A 22,025-nucleotide genomic window follows, 5' to 3' on the forward strand; every position below is an offset into this window, starting at 1 on the left:
TCTATTTTACTTCCTCTCTACTTTGTTCTAATCTGTCTATAATTCTTCTTTTTTTATAAAGCATAATGCCTGCTTCCGCAATATCATTAACCATGGATCGATTTGTGAAAGCACCAAAAATAATTCCTGCCACTGGGACCATCTGTAATAGTTTTTTCCAACCAAACTGATCACGGTACGTATATACAACTTCACGCCAGCCTTGTAGCTGTGAAATCATTTCTTGCTTTGTTTCAGTATTGCGATAATAGAAGGCAGATAGCTCTTTTAAAATCGCTTGTTTTCCAACGATATCTGCTGAGACATATTGTAAACATTTTACGATGAAGACACGCTCTTGTCGTTCGTTTGGATCATAGCCATATGTGATTGCAATCTCTTGTAAGGTCTTTAACGATAGACCGAGGAGCATAGGAATATCAACAGCAAGGGTGAATATTCCTCCAACACCTGTAGTGGCTCCTTGAAGTGTTGCGATCTTACTACGGTTTGCACGTAAATCAGCGCTTACAGTGTCCATCGTTGTGAGAGGGAGGTGAGAAACATCCTTTACTTCGGTAATAGTTTGTTTTGATACTTTTTCAAGCTTTGTAAGAATATATTTCTCCTGTGTTAAATATTGCCCACCAGTTTGTACGTATTGTCCTAGCTCATCAAGTAAAACACTAATTTTCTTTTGGACAAAAGCGGGGGTTATTTTATCTAATAGCTTAAAAGGAAGGCGACCTATTCGTTCCCAAAACCAAATGCCATTTTGGTCCTTTTCCCATTTCTCAATCGTCTTTAATTCTAGTAGAAGTTCTTCTCTTGATTCCATTCATTTACACCACCTTATCTAACAATTTTTTGTAGATAGAGTTCATACGAGTAGAGCTAATGAAAAGTTTCATCTACTGATGTACCTTCGTTTATCTTATCCTATTATCCACGTTTTTTCTTGGGAAAATTCCCTTTCTTATACAAATACCATCTTCACACGACATCCACCGGTAAGAAGGAAGCAGCCGTTCTACAAAAAAGGTTACTATAAAGAAAGACGGGAACCAATTGTTCTCGTCTTTTCAATAATAATACGTATATAGGTTATTCAGCCATTTTTTCTAGGTTTCCATTACGGTCCATTTTAAAGGTAGTCGATGCTGAGCGATCTTCCTCATCAAATAATGCTAGTTTTCTTGCACGATTCATGATTTTCATTAATGTTTCATAATCTTCTTGAACGGTTACGGTATCTTGTTCGAGTTTCTCTACCTTTTTCATTAATTCTTTATTTTGTTGCGTAAGTTCGTGATTTTCAAGCTTTAATCGTTTGTTTTCACTTATTAATGCTTCAGATTGCTGATTGCTTGATTGATAGGATTTTAAAAACGATATCACTTGATTCATTGTTAATTGTCCTTGCTGTACAGACCTTGCTGGATAGGATGGCGACGGTACTTGTGCTTGCATACTTGGTACCTCTGCTTGAGGCTGACTAGATTCAGAATAAAATGTAGCAGATACATCTTCATCATCAGGCATCACTTCTGCCATATGACTCTCTAAAGCTGACATCATTGTTCGTTCTTCCTGTTCGTCGAAATCTAGCTCCTCATTCGATTCTGGCATGTTAGGAATATCGGGAGTATATAGTAGCTGTTTTTTAACAGGTTGACCGTTTCCTAATGCTCTCATTCTTTGTTTTCGTTGTTTTTTAGCTAGTTGCAGTGCTTTCTCATAATCGTGTCTTACAACGGCATTCCAGCGAAAACCACAAGCAGCAGAAGTACGATTTAGTTTATCTCCAACCTCTTCAAAGGCATTAAGCTGTGTACTTCCTTCACGAACATGTCTTAATACAGTTTCAGCTAGTAATAAATCATTCTCGTGTGACCAAGCGTCTTGTCTTTGTTTCATTTGTTCCAACTCCCTATATAAATAGATGTATTTTTACTTGAACTACTAGTAAGCATGGACAAAGGCTAAAGGATTTATACACATCTTAAGAGGATAGTAGATTTTTTTTTACTATAGGAGAAGGACAATAGAGACGATAAGAGAGATCTAGAAAATACATGATAGAAATGGCCGAACTGGAACCTTTATCCGATATTGGAAGGTATTTTTACAGATTTGCTACATTGCTTACTTGCATAGTGTAAGAAGAAACGGTAAAATACCTTTTAGTGCAAAAAGTGAACGAGAGGCTGTTTAAGAGATGAATAGCCGCCAAGATAGAAAGGTATGATAACCAATGGCAAATGAGTTTCGCATTTGTGATGATTGTCAAGCGACAAATATTAAAACGCTTGTTCCGCGTTTGAAAAAGATAGATTCAGAAGCACCAATCGATATTGGTTGCCAATCTTATTGTGGGCCTGGTCGAAAAAAATCTTTTGCGTTTGTAAATAATCGCCCGGTAGCTGCTTTAAGTGAGGATGAATTAATCGAAAAAATAGAAAAGAAATTATCAAAATAACATCACTTTTGTCTGTGTCACAAAGGTGATTTTTTTGTGTTAAGAGAAGCTGATTATTCAATAATAGGAAGGCTTTTTTGCAGGGTTGTTGCAAATAAATGGGTGTTCATGTCGACGAGAAGTCGATATAATAGAAGCAGCCATTTTTACTTGAGAGAAATTTTTTCAAAAAAGGTTATTTTTATATTGATTGTTGCTTCGGAAAAATTCCGATACTGTTTTTATCCTGAACAGGAAGAGTTGTTTTTTTCTTACTTAGCAGGATCGTTCATGTGGATGATTATTCTTATAAAATTCATAGGAACTAGCAACAATATTGAAGAAACACGCCTTAATAAACGCCAATACTTATGTTAGAACGGAAGAGGGATAGACAATGAAAAATGAAAAATTGTCTGAAGAAAAGGTATTTAAAGATCCCGTTCACCGCTATATTCATGTCCGTGACAAGCTGATTTGGGATTTAATAGGGACGAAGGAGTTTCAGCGATTACGAAGAATTCGTCAGTTAGGTACAACCTACTTAACATTTCATGGGGCTGAGCATAGTCGTTTTAATCATTCTCTAGGTGTCTATGAAATTGTCCGACGTATTGTGGATGATGTCTTTAAAGGACGACCGGAATGGGATGATGAGGAAAGGCTTCTATGTCTTTGTGCTGCCCTTTTACATGATCTAGGTCACGGACCATTTTCGCATTCTTTTGAAAAAGTATTTCATTTGGACCACGAGGATTTTACTCAAGCTATCATTGTTGGGAAAACCGAGGTTAATCAAGTGCTTCGCGAGGTAGATGAAGAGTTTCCAAAAAAAGTGGCTGAAGTAATTGCCAAAACTTATGAGAAAAAACAGGTTGTGAGTTTAATATCAAGCCAAATTGATGCTGATCGGATGGATTATTTACAGCGTGATGCTTACTATACAGGTGTGAGCTATGGACATTTTGATATGGAGCGTATTCTTCGTGTCATGAGACCACGTGAGGATCAGGTCGTGATTAAAAGTAGCGGGATGCATGCCGTTGAGGATTATATTATGAGTCGCTACCAAATGTATTGGCAGGTCTACTTCCATCCTGTAACAAGAAGTGCGGAAGTAATTCTCACAAAAATTCTACACCGCGCAAAACAACTACACCAAGAATATTATTCATTTAAACATGATCCCATTCATTTTTACTCATTATTTGAGGATGAGCTTACATTAGAAGACTATTTAAAATTAGATGAATCTGTTATTCTCTATTATTTTCAATCGTGGCTTGAAGAAGACGATCCCATCTTACGAGATCTCTGCCAGCGTTTTATGAATCGTCAATTATTTAAATATGTTGAATTTAATCCAAATGTTCAAATGATGACATTAATGGAATTAACAACACTATTTAAAAAAGCGGGGATAGATCCTGAGTACTATTTAGTTGTCGATTCCTCATCTGATTTACCTTATGACTTTTACCGCCCAGGTGAAGAAGAAGAGAGGCTACCTATTCATTTACTCATGTCGAACGGTGATTTAAGAGAATTATCAAGACAGTCAGAAATAGTGGACGCAATTTCCGGGAAAAGAAGAACAGATCATAAATTATATTTTCCTTTAGATTTGCTAGAGGATTTTTCTACGAAACGAACGGTGAAAAAGAAAATACTTGAGCTATTAAATATACCGAAAAAAGGGTAGTGTACAAAAATAAAATAGAAACATAGAAAAGAGTTAGGAGATGACGGGGCTTTGATGAAAGAACATGCCAAGCTGATGAAGGTTATATCATCTGCTGGGGAAATTATTGGTCGGAAAAAGTTGCAGAAGATGATTTATATTGCAAAAAAAATAGAGCTTCCTTTTTACGAAAAGTATAATTTTCATTTTTTTGGACCCTATTCAGAGGAGCTCACTCTTCGCATTGAAGAGCTTTGTAATCTAGGCTTTCTAAATGAAATTCATGAGAAAAAAGGCGGATACTTTCAATATCGCTACTCTTTAACAGAATCAGGAAGTGAATTTTTAGGTCATTATGATTTAGATTTGCCTCCTTTGCATGATTGTATGCTAGATTTAAATGCACAAAGCTCAAGATTTTTAGAGCTTGTTTCCACTGTTTTATACTTTGATTCGTTAACGAAAGAAGAAGTGAAAGAGAAGGTATTTACCTTAAAAAGCAAACAACGCTATACAGAAGAAGAAATTCAAGAAGCGTATGAGTATATAGAAAAAGTAAAATGTATTGTATCAAAGGAAGTCGCTCAATAATATGGGTGGCTTTTTTTATAGGAAAACAACATTTTCTTATGTCTAAATAAATACTCTAATTTTTCTATTGGCGGAACAGTTACATGACGTAGTGAACTAGATAAAAGCAGAGTCAGAAAGGTCTAGAATGGTAAGAGAAGCCCAATGGATGATTGGCTAACTCCTGTGTATCTTTATTTAGTAGGTTTGGAAAAGTCTTTCATGATTTGTTCCCTTCTTGTACACAATAACCTTGTAAAATGTACTAATAAAAGGAGCGAGGCAAATGCAAACACATGATAACAATGGGTTAGCGCACGATGAGTTTAAGCTAAATAAGACAGGGTTCGATCCGAAGATGCCGGGTCATGAGACAAACCATGAGGGAAAAATGATTTTGCGCCAAGAGCCTAGAGTGGCTAGGGAAGAAGGAAGTGGAATAAGTCTTCCTTATAAGACTCGTCAAGAAATGGCTTTGCAGCTTGATGAGCATAATTGTGCACTGAATGTTGCTCTTCATCAGTATACGAAGCATCACTGGTTAACAGAAGGGGCAGAATCCTTTGGTAGCCTTCACCACATTTTAGATGAGCATATTGATGTGACGAAGAAGCATATTGATAAAGTAGGGGAGCGTGTTGCCAGGTTAGGCGTTGTACCTACTGCACACCCTGTAACACAGCATGAGCTTTCTTATATCAAGCATGAAACAGAAGGTCGCTACACAATGAGGGATTTCCTCAGAAATGATTTAGAGCATGAATTGAAGATGCAAGGCATGATGAGAAAAACGATTAAACGAGCGCATGAATTAAATGATTATGGAACAGTTCAAGTACTTGAAGAAGTATTGTTGAAACGTGAGGATTTTGGGTACCACTTATGGAGCCTCCTTGAGGATGATACGCTTGTACGTGGTATGAAGCATTTACTTGATGGGAAAGATGATCTAGCAAGTGAGCGCCAGATTAATGACAATCTTAAACATTAATAGAAGCAACGAGAAAGCCTGATTTTTAGGGCTTTCTTTTTACATGCTCTGAATACGTGGTTCTATCTGACGTTTAACTATCGAGAATTCCAGCTATTTATAGTATACTTTATTCGAAAATAAATGTTTTAACATGGTATCCTAATAAGAAAGAAGCATATCTTATACAGTATGTTTGAAGGAGAGAGAAATGAACGAATTCAGCAGCTTTTTAGCTTTTCCATTGGAATATATTCCGTACGTTGTTCTTACACTAATTGTAGCCTTTACCCTTCATGAATTTGCGCATGCTTATGTCGCCTATAAATTTGGTGATCCTACTGCTGAAAGACAGGGAAGACTAACTCTTTCTCCATTGGCACATTTAGATCCATTTGGTACATTGTTAATTTTTATTGCGGGTTTTGGTTGGGCGAAGCCAGTACCTGTTAACCGTTACTTTTTTAAACGACCGAAGCTTGCCGGTGTGCTTGTTTCTGTGGCAGGACCATTGAGTAACTTATTCTTAGCCTTTATAGGAATGGCCATTTTGTACATACTTATCGCTACGAATGTTTTTGCTTTACTGCCAGTAAATGTCGTGAATAGCCTTGAACAGTTTTTTACGATCTTTGTCTCGCTGAATGCTATTTTATTTCTCTTTAATCTTTTACCTGTCCCACCTTTAGATGGGTATCGAATAATTGAAGATTTAGTTTCACCTAATCTTCGAGCAAAACTCACACAATATGAAAGCTATGGAATTATTATTTTCTTAGTTTTAGTTGTAACACCGTTAAATGACTATACAATTGGTCCTTTCCTTTCTATAGGGCAGGCTATCATCATAGGTGTGTTCGATTTTATATTAAGTCCAATTCTAGTTTAAAAGGAGGTCATCAATTTTGGAACAAGAAGGAAAAAAGAAAAAGAGCATTGGTTTTAATATTATAAAAAATGATCCAACTGATGGACACGGTGGCTTTGGAATAGGTGCATTAAGCTTAGACAATGTCTCACCTGTTTTTATTGATATCGACGAATGTGAGGCATTTGTTGATATTGGAGCAATGCACGCAAGAAGTGCAGTAGAAAAAGGAATCAAGTTCCTTAAAACGAAAGAGGAAGTCCCAAATGGAAAGCCATATTGGCTTGTATGGGTAACGATTGATCGAAAAGCAGAAGGTCCTTATTACGCAGGTGTCGCTGCTTGTGAATTAACAGTTGATCGGGAAATCCGCAGAGGCTATAAATCGTTACCAGAGCATGTGAATCGCATGGATAAGTCCATGAAACGTCACATTATTGTCGAGCATATGGATGATAAATCAAAAAAAATTCTTACAAAATTTTTAAAAGAACATAGTGATGAGATGTGGAATCTATCCGAACAAAAATTAAAGGACGATTTAAGCGTATCTTAAAATTTGTCCAAATTGTGAATAATTAGTGAACAAATAAGTAAAATCTTGTGGTTTGCGGCTAAAATTAGTAGACTAAGAATACAGTTATAAAACTAGGACATAAAAAACCCCAAGCAATCATTGCTTGGGGTTTTTTAATGTCATTTTATAAGAATTTAAGTATGTGCGAAGTTTAAGTCTATAACTTGCGGATGGGGTTGATTAAGGAGCTTGGAGCTTTTCTTAGTCCCACCATTTAAAGAGCTTTTCAAATAGACTACCCTCATCCTCATTAAGGGGAGGTTCTTCGCTTGGATCGATTTCAGGTAGATGTTCGGTGCAATGTTCTGTTGGTTCAGAGCCCTCTATATAATACGTTAATCGACTGACAGGACAATCCTTTGTTGCGATGCGACCGTTATCTGGGTTGATGTAAACTCCTATAACTCCATCAGGTGGCTTGAAGGCTTTCACAGAATCTCCCTCATGAGCTTGCTCCATAAAGCTAGCCCAGATTTTTTTTGCATAGGCACGTTCCTGAACAAGGTCTATTGTTTTTCCTTTGTCATAACCAGTCCAAACACCTGTCACGAGCTGTGGTGTAAGACCAATCATCCAGCTATCTGTCGAGGTCGTTCCAGATTTTCCAGCATAGTCTCTCGTTAACGAATCGGCGATGCTACTACCTGTAACGGAGGTATAATCGTTTAAATCTGTGTCAAACATACCTGTCATCATATGAGTCGTGATGAAAGCTGCCTGTTCATTCAATGCTTGTTCTTTCGTTTTGTTAGCTTCAAAGATGACTTCACCTTTTGCATCTTCTACCTTTGTTACGAATGTAGGTGCTATACGTTTTCCGCCATTACCAAGGATTCCGTATGCATTGACGATATCGATTAATCGGACCGGTGATGTTCCTAAGGCTGTTGATGGAACTTCTTTTATTTTTGTTTGGATGCCAAATACTTCACCAGCTTTTGCTAATTCTTCCATCCCAATAAACATATGTGTTTTCACAGCAAAAATATTGTCAGATAGGGCAATGGCTTGAAGCATTGTGATGAAATCATTGGCATAATAATCATTATAATTGCTTGGCTTATAAGTCGCTTTTCCATCGTCATAGGTAAATGTAGTTGGTTCACTTCTCATTTCTGTTGAAGGAGTGAAGCCCTTTGTTACTGCTGCGTAATAGAGAAGTGGCTTAATTGTTGAACCAGGCTGTCTATTCGCTTGAGTTACACGGTTGAATGGACTTTCTTGATAATTCCGTCCACCGATGAGAGCTTTTACATTTCCTGTTTTTGGATCAATGGCTACAAATCCGGCCTGGATATCTGACTTTTTCTCAATTGAATGTTCCATGATTTCCTCTGCTGTAGTTTGAAGGGTTGGATCAAGAGTTGTGTATATCTTTAGTCCTTGAGTTTGGATGGCCTCTTCATCGATATTTAATTCCTCCACTAGTGAATTCATCATGGCGTCCTGGAAATAAGGAGCAAGTCCCTTTTTTACTACCTCTGTTTTTGTTTTATATTCAAGATTTTGTTTACGAGCTGCCTCTAATTGTTCTTTTGTAATATAGTTTTCTTCCTGCATAATCTCTAAAATCATTTTCTGACGCTGCTCAGACTTTTCTTCATTTACATATGGTGAGTACAGATTTGGACCCTTTGGAATACCAGCGAGTAACGCAGATTCACCTAATGATAGTTCACTAGCGCTTTTTCCAAAATAATAATTTGCAGCAGCTTCAATTCCGTAAACTCCGTGACCATAATAAATGGTGTTTAAATACCCTTCTAAAATTTCATCTTTATTGTAATTTTGCTCTAGCCGGATGGTATACAATGCCTCATTCGCTTTTCTTTTCCATGTTTTTTCATGAGCTAAGAATAAGTTACGCGCGTACTGCTGCGTAATTGTACTTGCTCCTTGTACCTTTGACATAGCCTTCAAGTCAGCGAGTGCTGCTCCGACGATTCGCTTATAATCGAATCCGTTGTGATCATAAAAGCTTTGATCTTCAATGGCAATCGTTGCTTTTTGTAGGTGCTCTGATATGTGATCTAAATCAACCCAGTACCGCTTTTCACCATTATGTAGCTCTCCGATTTTCGTTCCGTCATCTGCATAAATTATCGTGGATTGTGGAACGGATAAGGAAGGAGGTCCTTGCCATTTCGCATAGAGACTAACACTGACTAAAATGGTTGATAAGAAAAGTATCGCTAGGATTGATAGGAAAATGAGTGCTCGAATTGTCTTTAATGTGAATCGAACTCTTTTAGGTGATATGATGTCCATGAGAAACACCTCCTCTTCATAAGATTTTCGGACAGTGAGTTACTAGCCATTATGAGTTTTTTTAAGACTTTTTAAACATTTTGATAAAAAGTCATAGATTTTTTCTTGATTTTTTGCTAGATTCATCTATAGTTTTAAAAGGATATAGATGAAAATGACCGGATGTACTTAGCGTCCACCGGATAAAATAGGAAAAGACAAGCTCTATACAAAAATCCTGTCCTTCCATGTTTGGTCTAAAAGGAATAGGTTATACGTATAATAAAAGCTTTCGTTGAAAGGATGGTAATAAATGAGCGAATTATGGTACACAGAGAAGCAAACAAAGAATTTTGGGATTACACTGAAAGTGAAGCAAACGTTACATACGGAGCAAACAGATTTTCAATATTTAGAAATGGTTGAGACGGAAGAATTCGGCAATATGCTGTTTTTAGATGGAATGGTTATGACATCTCAAAAGGATGAGTTTGTATACCATGAGATGGTAGCGCATGTTCCTTTATTTACACATCCAAATCCAGAAAACGTCCTTGTTGTTGGCGGTGGAGATGGCGGAGTTATTCGTGAAGTTCTCAAGCACCCACAAGTAAAAAAAGCAACTCTAGTTGATATCGATGGAAAAGTAATCGAGTATTCTAAGAAGTTCCTACCTGAAATTGCTGGTAAGCTAGATGACCCACGTGTAGAAGTGAAAGTGGGAGATGGCTTTATGCATATCGCAGAGAGCGAAAACGAATATGATGTTATTATGGTCGATTCAACAGAACCAATGGGCCCTGCTGTAAACTTATTTACGAAAGGCTTCTATGCAGGAATTGCAAAAGCATTAAAAGAAGATGGCGTATTCGTTGCACAAACAGATAATCCATGGTTCACACCTGAATTGATTACAAATGTACAACGTGATGTGAAAGAAATTTTCCCAATTACTCGTCTTTACACGGCGAATATCCCAACATACCCAAGTGGTCTGTGGACATTTACAATTGGATCTAAAAAACACGATCCGTTAGAAGTGAGCGAAGATCGTTTCCATGAAATCGAAACAAAATACTACACAAAAGAGCTTCACAAAGCATGCTTTGTGTTACCGAAGTTTGTTAGTGATTTAATTAAGGAATAATCATAACGTTTCTATTACTTGTAATTGTATCAAGTAGAAACGACAAATGAACGATAAGTGAGAGGTGTTTAATCTCTCACTTTTTGAAATGGAGGAAAACAATATGAAATTTGATGAAGCGTATTCAGGTAATGTGTTTATTAAAAGTCATCCAAGCTTTGAAGAAAGTGAGGCTGTTATATACGGTATGCCAATGGACTGGACAGTAAGCTACCGCCCAGGCTCACGTTTCGGTCCTTCTAGAATTCGTGAAGTGTCAATTGGCTTAGAAGAGTACAGCCCGTACTTAGATAAAGAGCTAGATGAAGTAAAATACTTTGATGCGGGGGATATTCCATTACCATTTGGTAACCCACAAAAAAGCATTGAAATGATTGAGGAATATATCGACAAGCTGCTAGCAGAGGACAAGTATCCATTAGGAATGGGTGGCGAGCATTTAGTTTCTTGGCCTGTTATGAAGGCGATGTACAAGAAATATCCAGATTTAGCGATTATTCATATGGATGCTCATACAGATTTACGTGATGATTACGAAGGGGAGCCACTATCACACTCTACTCCAATTAAAAAGATTGCCGACTTAATTGGACCAACAAATGTGTACTCTTTTGGTATTCGTTCAGGAATGAAGGAAGAATTCAAATGGGCTAAAGAAGTGGGCATGCACATCTCTAAATTTGAAGTGCTTGAGCCATTAAAGGAAATTCTCCCAACGTTAGCGGGACGCCCAGTATATGTCACAATCGACATTGACGTACTAGATCCTGCGCATGCACCAGGGACGGGGACAGTCGATGCAGGAGGAATTACATCAAGAGAACTTCTTGCCTCTATTCATGCGATTGCTAACTCTGGCGTGCGCGTTGTAGGCTCAGACTTAGTTGAAGTGGCACCAATCTATGATCCATCAGAACAAACAGCTAACACAGCAAGTAAAATCATCCGAGAAATGATCCTTGGCTGGGTTCCTAAAAAAGGATAAATCAGAGATTGCTTATAATTTAATATAAGCAATAACAGAGTCCAACACGACAGGTGTTGGGCTTTTTTGTTAAGAATGTTAATGGTGCCAGGCACCATTTCTTAATATTTGTCACCTCCTCTACATATTTGTCATATAACGTTGGGGGCAGAAAGCTTGTCAACGGGATTTTTTTATTAAAAATATGGTCTTAGAGGAAGAGGTTCCCTTATTTTGGTGCTTTTTTCACATGATGGAGCATGTACTAAACATGTCATAGAATAAACTCCTCCTTCTATTTTCTTTCGACTCTCATATGAAAATAGAACTATAAAAGAAAAGTGATGCATGGCTTTGTTAAAATCTCCCTCAAATATGACAAAAAAACGTGTGATACGATAGCTGCGTAATCTTTTTACGTTTGATAGGGAGGAATTTAACATGAAAAAGAAAGCTTTATTATCTGTTGTAGCAGGTGCAGCGTTACTAATGGCAAACCCAATGGCACAAGAAGCTGATGCAGCATCAAATACACAAACAAAAGTGTACACGTATAAATCTACGAATCTATCTAGTGAACAATTGAATGCGCTATTGGCAAAATATTTTCCTACTATTAAGCTTCAAAAGCAATCTGAAGCCACTACTACTAACACAGACACACAAACGGAAACAGCACAAAAAGCAGATCAGGTTAAAGAGCCGGATCCAACTCAATCAAATACTCAAACAACAACACAACAGCCAATAACAGAAAGCAAGGAATCATCTAGCAACCAAGCAATCTCTCAGTTAAATCAATTTGAACAGCAGGTTGTCGAACTAACAAATGAGGAAAGAGCAAAACAGGGGATAGCTAAACTAGAAATTGACACCGAGTTAAGTAAAGTAGCTCGTGAAAAATCACTTGATATGCAAAAAAACAACTATTTCTCGCATACGAGTCCAACCTATGGTTCACCGTTTGATATGATGAAGCAATTTGGCATCACATACCGTGCAGCAGGGGAAAATATTGCTAAGGGTCAACGTACACCTGAGGAAGTGGTCAATGCATGGATGAATAGTGAGGGGCACAGAAAAAACATCTTAAGCTCTAATTTCACGCATATTGGTGTAGGTTATGTAGAAAATGGGAACTATTGGACACAACAGTTTATTGGGAAATAACAATTTGAAGAATTAGAACCAGAACGACTAGTCTATGGCTAGTCGTTTTTTTCTATTGAAGATCATCTGAAAAAGCTGTAGAAAAGAACAAGCTCTAAAACCAAAAATATAAAATAAACGCTGATTCCTTCTTCTTCACCTTGCGTAGTTGCAAAACGTTCTTTATACTATTAAAGTTAAGGAGAATGATGAAAAGGGAGTGTCTATTATGACAGAAAGCACACCTGTTCAAATCCATGTTTTGTCTGAAATTCAGAATGGTCAAGAGAAAGAAACCATTGAAATGAATACAACAGGGGAATACATTGAAAAAGGAACATATAGCTATCTCCGTTATGAGGAAACACATGAATTAGGCGCAGTGAAAACAACTGTGAAAATGAACGAACACGAAGTAATCGTGATGAGATCTGGTGCCATTACAATGAAGCAACGATTTATAAAAGACACCGTCACCCTTACAGATTATGGGACACCGTTTGGCAAACTCCAGTTAGAGACAAAAACAAACTCACTATCAATTAAAAAAGCAGAGCTTGAAAGCAGGCTTGTGATTTTATATGATTTGCAAATAGATGTAAATGAAACACATGTACATAAACTCGTTATTACATACAAGGAGGCTTAAACATGAATATTGTTGAACAAGTAAAAGAACGGTTAAAAGATGAAATAAAAGCAGCAGTCATAAAAGCGGGCTTAGCTGAAGAATCACAAATTCCAGAAGTACTATTAGAGCTACCGAAAGAAAAAGCACACGGTGATTATGCGACGAATATGGCGATGCAATTAGCACGTGTTGCAAAGAAGGCACCTCGAATGATTGCTGAGGAGATTGTAGCACATTTCGATAAGCAAAAGGCTTCCATTGAAAAAATTGAAATAGCAGGCCCTGGCTTTATTAATTTTTACATGAATAATAGCTATTTGACAGATTTAATCCCTTCTATCCTTGAAGCGGGTGAAAAATACGGTGAAACAAACGTTGGAAATAACGAAAAGCTTCAAGTAGAGTTTGTTTCTGCAAACCCAACAGGAACCCTGCATTTAGGCCATGCTCGTGGTGCGGCAGTAGGTGATTCATTATGTAATGTTCTTCAAAAAGCGGGATACGATGTGTCACGTGAATATTATATTAATGATGCAGGAAACCAAATTAATAATTTAGCACTTTCTGTGGAGGCTCGTTATTTACAAGCATTAGGAAAAGATGCTGAAATGCCAAAAGACGGCTATCACGGTGCAGATATTGTAGGAATTGGGAAAGAGCTTGCAAAAGAATATGGCGACAAATTCGTCGAGCAAGCAAGCGAAGAGCGCCTAAGCTTCTTTAGAGAATATGGCTTAAAATACGAAATGGCAAAGCTAAAAGCGGATCTGGATGAATTCCGTGTTCCTTTTGATGTATGGTATTCGGAAACGTCTCTTTATCACAACGGAAAAATTGATAATGCGCTTGAAGCCCTAAAAGAAAAAGGTCATGTTTATGAAGAAGAAGGAGCAACTTGGTTCCGTTCAACTACATTTGGTGATGATAAGGATCGTGTTCTTATTAAAAACGATGGTTCTTACACATACTTAACACCAGATATTGCCTACCATAAGGACAAGCTTGATCGAGGCTTTACGAAATTAATTAACGTATGGGGAGCAGACCATCACGGATATATTCCGCGTATGAAGGCTGCAATTGAAGCGTTAGGCTACAAAAAAGACACATTAGAGGTTGAAATTATTCAGCTTGTTCATCTTTACAAAGATGGCGAAAAGATGAAAATGAGTAAACGTACAGGTAAAGCTGTAACAATGAGAGACTTAATTGAAGAGGTTGGTCTTGATGCAGTACGATATTTCTTTGCTATGAGAAGTGCTGATACTCATATGGACTTTGATTTAGATCTAGCGGTATCAAAATCCAATGAAAACCCTGTGTACTATGCTCAATATGCTCATGCACGTATTTGTAGTATGCTTCGTCAAGGAGACGAGCAAGGCTTAACATACAATGAACATTTAAAGCTTGATGAAATTACATCTGAAAAAGAATTTGATTTATTGAAAAAGCTTGGAGAGTTCCCACAAGCAGTTGCAGAAGCTGCTCAAAAACGAATTCCACACCGTATCACAAACTATATATTTGACCTAGCTTCAACACTTCACAGCTTCTATAATGCTGAAAAAGTGCTTGATCCGGAAAATACAGAAAAAAGTCGTGCAAGACTTGGATTAATGAAAGCAACTCAAGTAACACTTCAAAATGCTTTAACATTAATCGGTGTGTCTGCACCAGAAAAAATGTAATAGAAAAAACCACTTAGCAGAGCTACTTAGTGGATTCTAAAAGTGGGTATAGAACGTTAAATAATCTAGCAAGGGACACAAATCACATGTGGATTGTGTCCCTCTTTTTATTGGTAAATCGACGGAAATTGAGCGGGTTTATATCAGAACAAAATGAAGTAAAAACCGTTGTAATACAAGCCCTTAAGCTAGTGTGGTATTCTTTAAATAAAAAAACGCACAGACATAATCATCTGTACGTTCATTGCCTTTTAATGGTAAATCCAAATAAATTGTGTAAGTACCTTACATCATTAAAAGCAATCATTTTACCATTGAATACTATAACTACTGCTTGTGGAAGGGGTATTCCATGTGTTATTGCTACCTGGCTCCCATGATTTCGCAGCACCGTTAGCGCCAGTGACAACAGCTTTAAATTCGTAATAGCGATTTGCTGCTATATAAGCCGTGCCCCTCCAATCTTTAGTGGAAGTATTCCAGGATAGCCTTATTTTTTCTCCATCAGAATTGTTCCACATCCCCATCTCCCAACGGTTTCCTGTTACATAAACCGTATCACCGGAAGAAGTAGGGGCATTTTTTACAACAAAATCGACTTTTATTGGTTTTAGAACTAAAAGATCTCGAAAGCGATCCATCTCTGCTGTTTTAGTTCCATTTGCGTTGACGACATTAGCAAGTCGTAGCAGTGTAAAGCCACTAAACCCTTCGTTAAATACATGCTGTGCTACATTTTTATAGCGCGATTCACTATAACTTGCATCAGAGCTAGAGATTGCAAGAGCATTTTCCCCATTTAGAACAATCCCTCTTTGTGTAGCAAGATTTGCAATTTCAGTTACAAGAGATTTGGGTGCAGAATAATATGGGCTAGTGTAAGCCTGGCTATCATCCATTTCTAAGCAAGTAAATGTTAAATCAAGATTACTAGATTTGAACTGATCGAGTATTTTGGCATAATCATAATAACCTGCAGAATACTCTGTTGCATGAGGCATATAAGGATCATTCATTTTCCAATGAAGACCAGCAATTTTCGCACCAATTGGAACATTAAATACAGAATCAAAATTCTGATGTGCCTTACTGCTTATGAGTTGAAGATGCTTTGTTAAAACACCTTGATACCATGTCATAAAGTCTTTTCCATATTGACTGTTATAAGCAGCACCGGAAGTGAAGAAATTGTCTCCATCTGAAGGTGGAGAAATCTGATTCCAAGAGGATAGATTTGTTTTCCACGCATTATTTAGAGTACCAATTGATCCGTATTTAGATTGCATACTAGTACGGAAGTCTGCCTTAGCTGTTTCTGTATATGCTTGTAGTTTACCGCGAGAGGGATAGCTCCAACCATCACTAGATACATAGGAAGGGAACCGAAGCTCACCAGCTGGCCCACCAGATAAATAAATTTTCACGATTATATCTTTATAATCAGAGAAGGTAGAAGCGAATGATGCATATAATTCATCGTATTGCGTAGAGATTACGTTGGAAGCCCAAGGTGATAAGGTTTCTTTGTTAACATAGCCTGTTTCCGACTTGTGTGTTAAAGCATCCTGAGTACCCAGGCTCCACACCCAACTAGGTATTGGAATATTACAGTCATCACCAACATTCCCTCCACATTGATGAGTGGAAAGAATAGGGACCCATTTTAATCCAGATTCTCTTACTACTTGAGCATATTGTCGATAATAGGACCAATCAAACTGATTATTTCCGTTCTTTTCCACATCACCCCACCATACATCAGTTGTTAGCGCATAGACTCCATTGCTTTTTAATGTGGCAAGCTGTTTGGCAAAATCTGACCAATTCGATATCTTTGTTAATGGGGCCATAACATAGGCTTTATAATCTGACTTTATATCTGCTGAGGCTTGTGGAGTAAACAAGGTAGACATGATAAGCAATGCAACTATTAAGCTAGCACTTATTTTTCTAAATGTTTTCATAGAGTGACCTCCTTGGTTTTTAGTGGTTAATGATTGATACAATACTAAAAAAGGTAAGTATAGGGGTTTTAGAGACACCTCCTTCTAGTAAAACGCTTACAAAAAATTCGTTTTAGTGCAATCGTTTGCACAGTATTCTGTATAAGCTTTCATGATGTATATCCTACGATATATTACTTTATTGGAGAATACAAGTGAAAACGCTACCATTTATGAATGGTTAGATCTGGGTAAAAAGAACCAAATAAAACAGAGGGGATTCGCTAACTCCTCCTCTGTTGAATCTTACCATTCAATGGTTGCTCCACCTGTTCGTTTCACCCCTCTAATCTTCGCAATATCTTCACAAAGCTTTAGAGCAGCTCGATCTTTTTGCTTCGCTTCAATCATAAAATCGATATCCATGTTCAGCTCTTTTAGATAAGTTAGGAGTGGCATTAAAAATTGAACGTCGACATTGTCAGCGTGACTTCTGAACTCTTTTTCAGATTTTGGGGAAGAGACATGAATTTTTGGACGTAGATTTACCCAGTCCCATGTTTTAAAAACTTTAGGTAAAAGCTCTTCTATTTTTTCATCCTCTTCATGGTTGGCCATATAGTGGTGATAGTCAAACAATAACGTGATGTTTTCTTTTTCACATACTGCAAGGGTTTCTGTTGTTGTGTAGGTTTTATCATCATTTTCTAAAGTCATCCGCTTTTTAATACGAGATGGGAGCTTCTTAATATTCTCATGAAAGCGCTCGGTTGCCTTTTGTTTGTTGCCATAAGCCCCACCTACATGAATATTGATAATTCCTTCATCTGAAAGCCCCATCGCATCGAGCATGTCAAAATGATAGTTCATATCACCGACGGCATTTTCTGTAATATGTTTTTTATCGCTTGTAAATAAGGTGAACTGATTTGGATGAAAGCTGGTTCTTAATTTATGTTTTTTAACGAGCTGTCCAATTTCAGTAAATAACTCTTTAAAAGGAGTACGATAATCCCACATCACTTCTGGATGTGTAGCCAAAGGGACGATAGAGGACGAAAAACGATACAAATAGATTTCATGAGCAATATTGTAATGGATCATTCTTAACGTATGCTCTAGGTTTTGTCTCGTAACATGAAGAAGCTGAGCCTTTCTCTCTTCTTTGTCTAGCTTCTGCCATCGTGTAAACGTTAGTGTTTTTGCGGGTGAACAATCCCATAATGAAAGAGCGTGTGAGACGTATCCGAACCGTATAATCATAAATATCTCCTTACTTTTAATGTGAACGTGACTAATAAGGCATGCATCTTTTATTAAGGCTTTTTCATTAACATTGATTACAAGTTAAGCTGGAATATAAACACCAATTAGATGATCTTGGTGGAAGGGAAAATTCCTTTTGCATCAAGCTATTCAAAGTTAATCTTTATAAAAAATGTGAAATTAATGTTGCAAATTTTTCTTTCACTTTGTGTGTGAAAGGACGTTTTTGATAGGCTTGATAAGTGAGTAGCTCCGATTTCTTAAAGTCACTTATAATTTTGTCTTTCACTTTTTGAATGAAGTCATGATCATAGATAATACAATTCATTTCATCGTTAAGGTACATGCTTCGCTTATCAAAATTCGCCGTGCCGATATCGCAAAAGTGATCGTCTATGACAATTACTTTCGCATGGAAAAAACCATAAAAAAATTGGTAAATTTCGCATCCAGCTAGTAGCAATGGTTTAAAGTATGGCATGGAAGCTTCCTTAACAAGAGGGTGGTCCTCCTTTAGAGGTACCATGATTTGTACGTTAACACCTCTTGATCGAGCGGCTAACAACTCGTCTAAAATCACTTTTCCTGGAATAAAGTATGGAGAGCAAATAATAATTTCACGTTTTGCCTGTTGGATAAAATGAATAAAGTGATCATCAAGATGCTTGCCATAGGTTGAAATAAATAGCTGACTACTTTTTCCCTTCATTTGGGGGATGAAATAAGATGGTTTTCCACGATCATCCTCGCCAGTTGAGTCAAACCAGTCTTTTAAAAATTGTGCTTGTAAGTCTTGAACACCTTCTCCTGCAATTTTCAGATGATAATCACGCCAATAACCGAGCTTTGGATCTAATCCAATGTATTCTTTTCCGATATTAAACCCGCCAAGGTAAGCGGTTTTTCCATCGAGAACGGTAATTTTTCTGTGATTTCTTGCTTGGGATGTATAAAACAAATAGGGAAGTTTCGGTTTATGTGAGAAGGCTATCCGAACACCTTTCTCTTGTATTTCCCTTATTTTTTTCTTTCCTAACTTAGCGCTACCTACATAATCTAACAAAAGTCTTACATCTAAGCCCTCAGATGCTTTTTTACTAAGTATGTCTAGAAATTCATGGCTTATATCATCATTTTTTACAATATAAATGAGCACATGTATGCGTTTTGTACACTTATTAATCTGCTCAAATAGGTCCGTATATAATTCTGTACCATCTGTGTATAGATCAATGTCACTCATTCGAAGTGGATATTTCGTGTATTTGGATTTCATTAAATGATCTTTCCGACCAGCATGATAATCGCAATAAACCCATGCTACTACCAAAGTCAATACAATAAAGCAGACAAAAATCGCACTCCCCACTTACATGACCTCCAGTAGTTCCAAAATGTAAAGAATTTACCTTATATTTCGCGCAACAGGTAGATTTTATGTATGAGACAAATTCAGAGGGGGCCAGGCACCAAAAAAACTATTGACTGAATGCTCATTCATTTATTAGAATAAGAGTAGAAAGTGAATTCTGAAAATTGAGAGGGTTTACGTAGACCGACTCTTTATGAGTGGTGTTGCTGGTTTGGTACGTGTTTTGTTTTGAGTTGTTAAAGGGGAAATGACCGAAGCATTTAAGTTGTGACAACGGGGAGATTGGGGGAAAGGAAATGGATGCATTATTGTGGGTAAATTTTATTGCGTTTTTGGTTGTAACCGCTTACGCAGTGCATTTGTTTGTTTACTTAATTCGCACAAGGATGGCTTACATTAAGCTAGGTAAGAAAGTTGAATTTGATGGTAAGGTGAAAGAAAGGCTAGAGAAGATTTGGGTAAATGTGTTTGGACAGAAAAAGCTCTTGAAGGATAAGAAGAGTGGAATTATTCACGTGATGTTTTTTTATGGTTTTATTTTAGTCCAATTTGGAGCTCTTGACTTCATCATTAAAGGGTTGATTCCAGGTGCTCATTTACCGCTCGGACCACTTTATCCTGCGTTTACGTTTTTTCAAGAGATTATCACCTTTATGATTCTGATTGCAGTTGTTTGGGCTTTTCACCGACGATATGTGGAAAAGCTTGTACGACTAAAGCGTGGCTTTAAGTCAGGGCTTGTTCTTATCTTTATCGGAGGATTAATGCTTTCTGTCTTACTAGGGAACGGTATGGGGTTAATTTGGCATGACCATGGACTAACTTGGTCAGAGCCTATTGCCTCCATGTTTGCATCACTGTTAGGCTTTGTAGGAGAAACAGGATCAATCGTGATTTTCTACGTTGCATGGTGGATACACCTTTTATTTTTATTAACGTTCTTAGTTTATGTACCACAGTCTAAGCATGCACACTTAATTGCAGGACCAGCCAACGTGTATTTTAATCGAGTATCTAATCCTGGGAAGCTTGAGAAAATTGATTTTGAAGATGAAACACAAGAATCATTTGGCGTAGGAAAGATTGAAGACTTTACACAACCACAGCTGATTGACCTTTACGCGTGTGTTGAGTGTGGTCGCTGTACGAATATGTGTCCTGCTACAGGTACTGGGAAAATTTTATCGCCAATGGATTTAATTTTAAAGCTAAGAGATCATTTAACATTTACAGGTGCAGCTGTTACACAAAAGCAGCCTTGGGTACCTGCCGTTGCCTTTAATGGAACGAAGGGCAATCAAATTGCACTTATGGCTGCAGGTGCTGGAGCTCAAGAATCGGCTGCGGCTGCAGTAGATTATAACCCAACCTTAATTGGAGATGTCATTACAGAAGAAGAAATCTGGGCTTGTACAACATGTCGTAACTGTGAAGATCAATGTCCTGTTATGAATGAACATGTTGATAAAATCATTGATATGCGTCGTTACCTTGTTCTTACTGAAGGAAAGATGGATGCTGATGCACAACGTGCCATGACGAACATCGAAAGACAAGGAAATCCTTGGGGTCTTAATCGTAAAGAACGTGAGACGTGGAGAGATGCTCGTGAAGATGTTCATATCCCTACTGTGAAAGAAATGAGCAAGGCAGGAGAAGAGTTTGACTACTTATTTTGGGTTGGTTCAATGGGCTCCTATGATAACCGCAGCCAAAAGATTGCTCTATCCTTTGCAAAGCTCCTAAATGAAGCAGGTGTTAAGTTTGCGATCCTTGGAAATAAGGAAAAAAATTCTGGTGATACACCTCGACGTTTAGGGAATGAATTTTTATTCCAAGAGCTTGCAACGAAGAATATTGATGAATTTACTAAAAATGATGTGAAAAAAATCGTCACAATTGATCCGCATGCTTACAATATCTTCAAAAATGAATATCCAGACTTTGGGTTAGAAGCTGAAGTATATCATCATACAGAATTATTGGCTGAATTGGTTGAACAAGGTCGCTTAAAGCCTAGTCTGCCTGTAAATGAAACAATCACCTTCCATGATTCCTGTTATTTAGGAAGATACAATGAAGTGTATGAGGCACCGAGAAACATCTTAAAAGCGATACCTGGTGTGAAGCTAGTGGAAATGGAAAGAAACCGCGATAAGGGGATGTGCTGTGGTGCTGGTGGCGGCCTTATGTGGATGGAAGAGGATACTGGTAGCCGAATTAATGTAGCGAGAACGGAGCAAGCTTTAGCTGTATCGCCGTCTGTTATTAGTGCAGGCTGTCCTTATTGTTTAACCATGCTTAGTGATGGAACAAAAGCGAAGGAAGTAGAGGAAACGGTTAGCACGTATGATGTTGCTGAACTTCTTGAAAAATCGATTTTCGGAGAACAAAAAGAATTGGTATCATAAGGGGAATGTTGTGAGAAAAGTGCACATAGATTGAGAGGGGGGGATTCCCCTCTTTCATTGTGTAAGGAAATTGAGCGAGCGTTCAGTCATTCACAAACTGT

At 37.6% G+C, this 22,025-nt stretch carries 17 protein-coding genes and 2 pseudogenes; 12 read left to right on the top strand and 7 right to left on the bottom strand.

All coding sequences use genetic code 11. The features are described 5' to 3' along the window. Position 1: 1 nt before the first annotated feature. The 3 genes and pseudogenes from A9C19_RS00380 to A9C19_RS22640 all read right to left on the bottom strand — a co-directional run. Positions 2–817 carry an EcsC family protein gene (locus A9C19_RS00380; protein ID WP_072578109.1) on the bottom strand — a complete coding sequence of 272 codons (816 nt, stop codon included), beginning with the start codon at positions 815–817 and terminating at the stop codon, positions 2–4. 266 nt (positions 818–1,083) lie between these two features. After that, positions 1,084–1,398: pseudogene (locus tag A9C19_RS22635) on the bottom strand (RsfA family transcriptional regulator); the annotation flags it as partial. A 221-nt stretch (positions 1,399–1,619) separates the two neighbouring features. After that, positions 1,620–1,896, bottom strand: a pseudogene (locus A9C19_RS22640) (RsfA family transcriptional regulator); the annotation flags it as partial. A 337-nt stretch (positions 1,897–2,233) separates the two neighbouring features. On the opposite strand from A9C19_RS22640, the gene A9C19_RS00390 reads away from it, so the two are divergent. The 6 genes from A9C19_RS00390 (at position 2,234) to A9C19_RS00420 (ending at position 7,082) form a co-directional block, all read left to right on the top strand. Continuing rightward, positions 2,234–2,458 carry a YuzB family protein gene (locus tag A9C19_RS00390; RefSeq protein WP_072578111.1) on the top strand — a complete coding sequence of 75 codons (225 nt, stop codon included), beginning with the start codon at positions 2,234–2,236 and terminating at the stop codon, positions 2,456–2,458. Between the two features lie 376 nt (positions 2,459–2,834). Further along, positions 2,835–4,139 (top strand): HD domain-containing protein, encoded by a 1,305-nt coding sequence (locus A9C19_RS00400; RefSeq protein ID WP_072578113.1) that lies wholly within the window; start codon positions 2,835–2,837, stop codon positions 4,137–4,139. A gap of 51 nt (positions 4,140–4,190) precedes the next feature. Continuing rightward, complete coding sequence (locus tag A9C19_RS00405) at positions 4,191–4,709, top strand: YwgA family protein (protein WP_099092725.1); 519 nt, start codon at positions 4,191–4,193, stop codon at positions 4,707–4,709. A gap of 265 nt (positions 4,710–4,974) precedes the next feature. Further along, complete coding sequence (locus A9C19_RS00410) at positions 4,975–5,679, top strand: Dps family protein (RefSeq protein WP_072578115.1); 705 nt, start codon at positions 4,975–4,977, stop codon at positions 5,677–5,679. Between the two features lie 190 nt (positions 5,680–5,869). Next, complete coding sequence (locus tag A9C19_RS00415) at positions 5,870–6,547, top strand: site-2 protease family protein (protein ID WP_072578116.1); 678 nt, start codon at positions 5,870–5,872, stop codon at positions 6,545–6,547. A 16-nt stretch (positions 6,548–6,563) separates the two neighbouring features. Then, complete coding sequence (locus A9C19_RS00420) at positions 6,564–7,082, top strand: YwhD family protein (RefSeq protein WP_072578117.1); 519 nt, start codon at positions 6,564–6,566, stop codon at positions 7,080–7,082. Positions 7,083–7,304: 222 nt separating this feature from the next. Here the strand turns inward: A9C19_RS00420 and A9C19_RS00425 are convergent, their stop codons facing one another. Further along, complete coding sequence (locus A9C19_RS00425; protein ID WP_072578118.1) at positions 7,305–9,371, bottom strand: transglycosylase domain-containing protein; 2,067 nt, start codon at positions 9,369–9,371, stop codon at positions 7,305–7,307. Between the two features lie 292 nt (positions 9,372–9,663). On the opposite strand from A9C19_RS00425, the gene speE reads away from it, so the two are divergent. The 5 genes from speE to argS all read left to right on the top strand — a co-directional run bounded on the left by speE (position 9,664) and on the right by argS (position 14,932). Further along, the gene (speE, locus tag A9C19_RS00430; RefSeq protein WP_072578119.1) at positions 9,664–10,497 is read left to right on the top strand and encodes a spermidine synthase; all 834 of its coding nucleotides are present in this window, start codon (positions 9,664–9,666) and stop codon (positions 10,495–10,497) included. 103 nt (positions 10,498–10,600) lie between these two features. After that, complete coding sequence (speB, locus tag A9C19_RS00435; RefSeq protein WP_072578120.1) at positions 10,601–11,482, top strand: agmatinase; 882 nt, start codon at positions 10,601–10,603, stop codon at positions 11,480–11,482. Between the two features lie 420 nt (positions 11,483–11,902). Further along, entirely contained in the window at positions 11,903–12,631 is a 729-nt protein-coding gene (locus tag A9C19_RS00440; protein WP_072578121.1) for a CAP domain-containing protein, read from the top strand. Positions 12,632–12,839: 208 nt separating this feature from the next. After that, positions 12,840–13,259, top strand: coding sequence for a YwiB family protein (locus A9C19_RS00445; RefSeq protein WP_072578122.1), 420 nt, complete (start codon positions 12,840–12,842; stop codon positions 13,257–13,259). Between the two features lie 2 nt (positions 13,260–13,261). Continuing rightward, entirely contained in the window at positions 13,262–14,932 is a 1,671-nt protein-coding gene (gene argS / locus A9C19_RS00450; protein WP_072578123.1) for an arginine--tRNA ligase, read from the top strand. Positions 14,933–15,240: 308 nt separating this feature from the next. Here argS and A9C19_RS00455 read toward each other — a convergent pair whose 3' ends face one another. The 3 genes from A9C19_RS00455 to cls form a co-directional block, all read right to left on the bottom strand. Continuing rightward, positions 15,241–16,896 carry a family 14 glycosylhydrolase gene (locus A9C19_RS00455; RefSeq protein ID WP_072578124.1) on the bottom strand — a complete coding sequence of 552 codons (1,656 nt, stop codon included), beginning with the start codon at positions 16,894–16,896 and terminating at the stop codon, positions 15,241–15,243. 285 nt (positions 16,897–17,181) lie between these two features. Then, complete coding sequence (gene uvsE, locus A9C19_RS00460; protein WP_072578125.1) at positions 17,182–18,138, bottom strand: UV DNA damage repair endonuclease UvsE; 957 nt, start codon at positions 18,136–18,138, stop codon at positions 17,182–17,184. A gap of 166 nt (positions 18,139–18,304) precedes the next feature. Beyond that, positions 18,305–19,498, bottom strand: coding sequence for a cardiolipin synthase (gene cls / locus A9C19_RS00465; protein WP_072581679.1), 1,194 nt, complete (start codon positions 19,496–19,498; stop codon positions 18,305–18,307). 311 nt (positions 19,499–19,809) lie between these two features. Here cls and A9C19_RS00470 point away from each other — a divergent pair, with 311 nt between their 5' ends. Further along, the gene (locus A9C19_RS00470; RefSeq protein ID WP_072578126.1) at positions 19,810–21,924 is read left to right on the top strand and encodes a (Fe-S)-binding protein; all 2,115 of its coding nucleotides are present in this window, start codon (positions 19,810–19,812) and stop codon (positions 21,922–21,924) included. Positions 21,925–22,025: the final 101 nt, after the last annotated feature.

Source organism: Bacillus weihaiensis (genome assembly GCF_001889165.1).
GTDB lineage: Bacteria > Bacillota > Bacilli > Bacillales > Bacillaceae > Metabacillus > Metabacillus weihaiensis.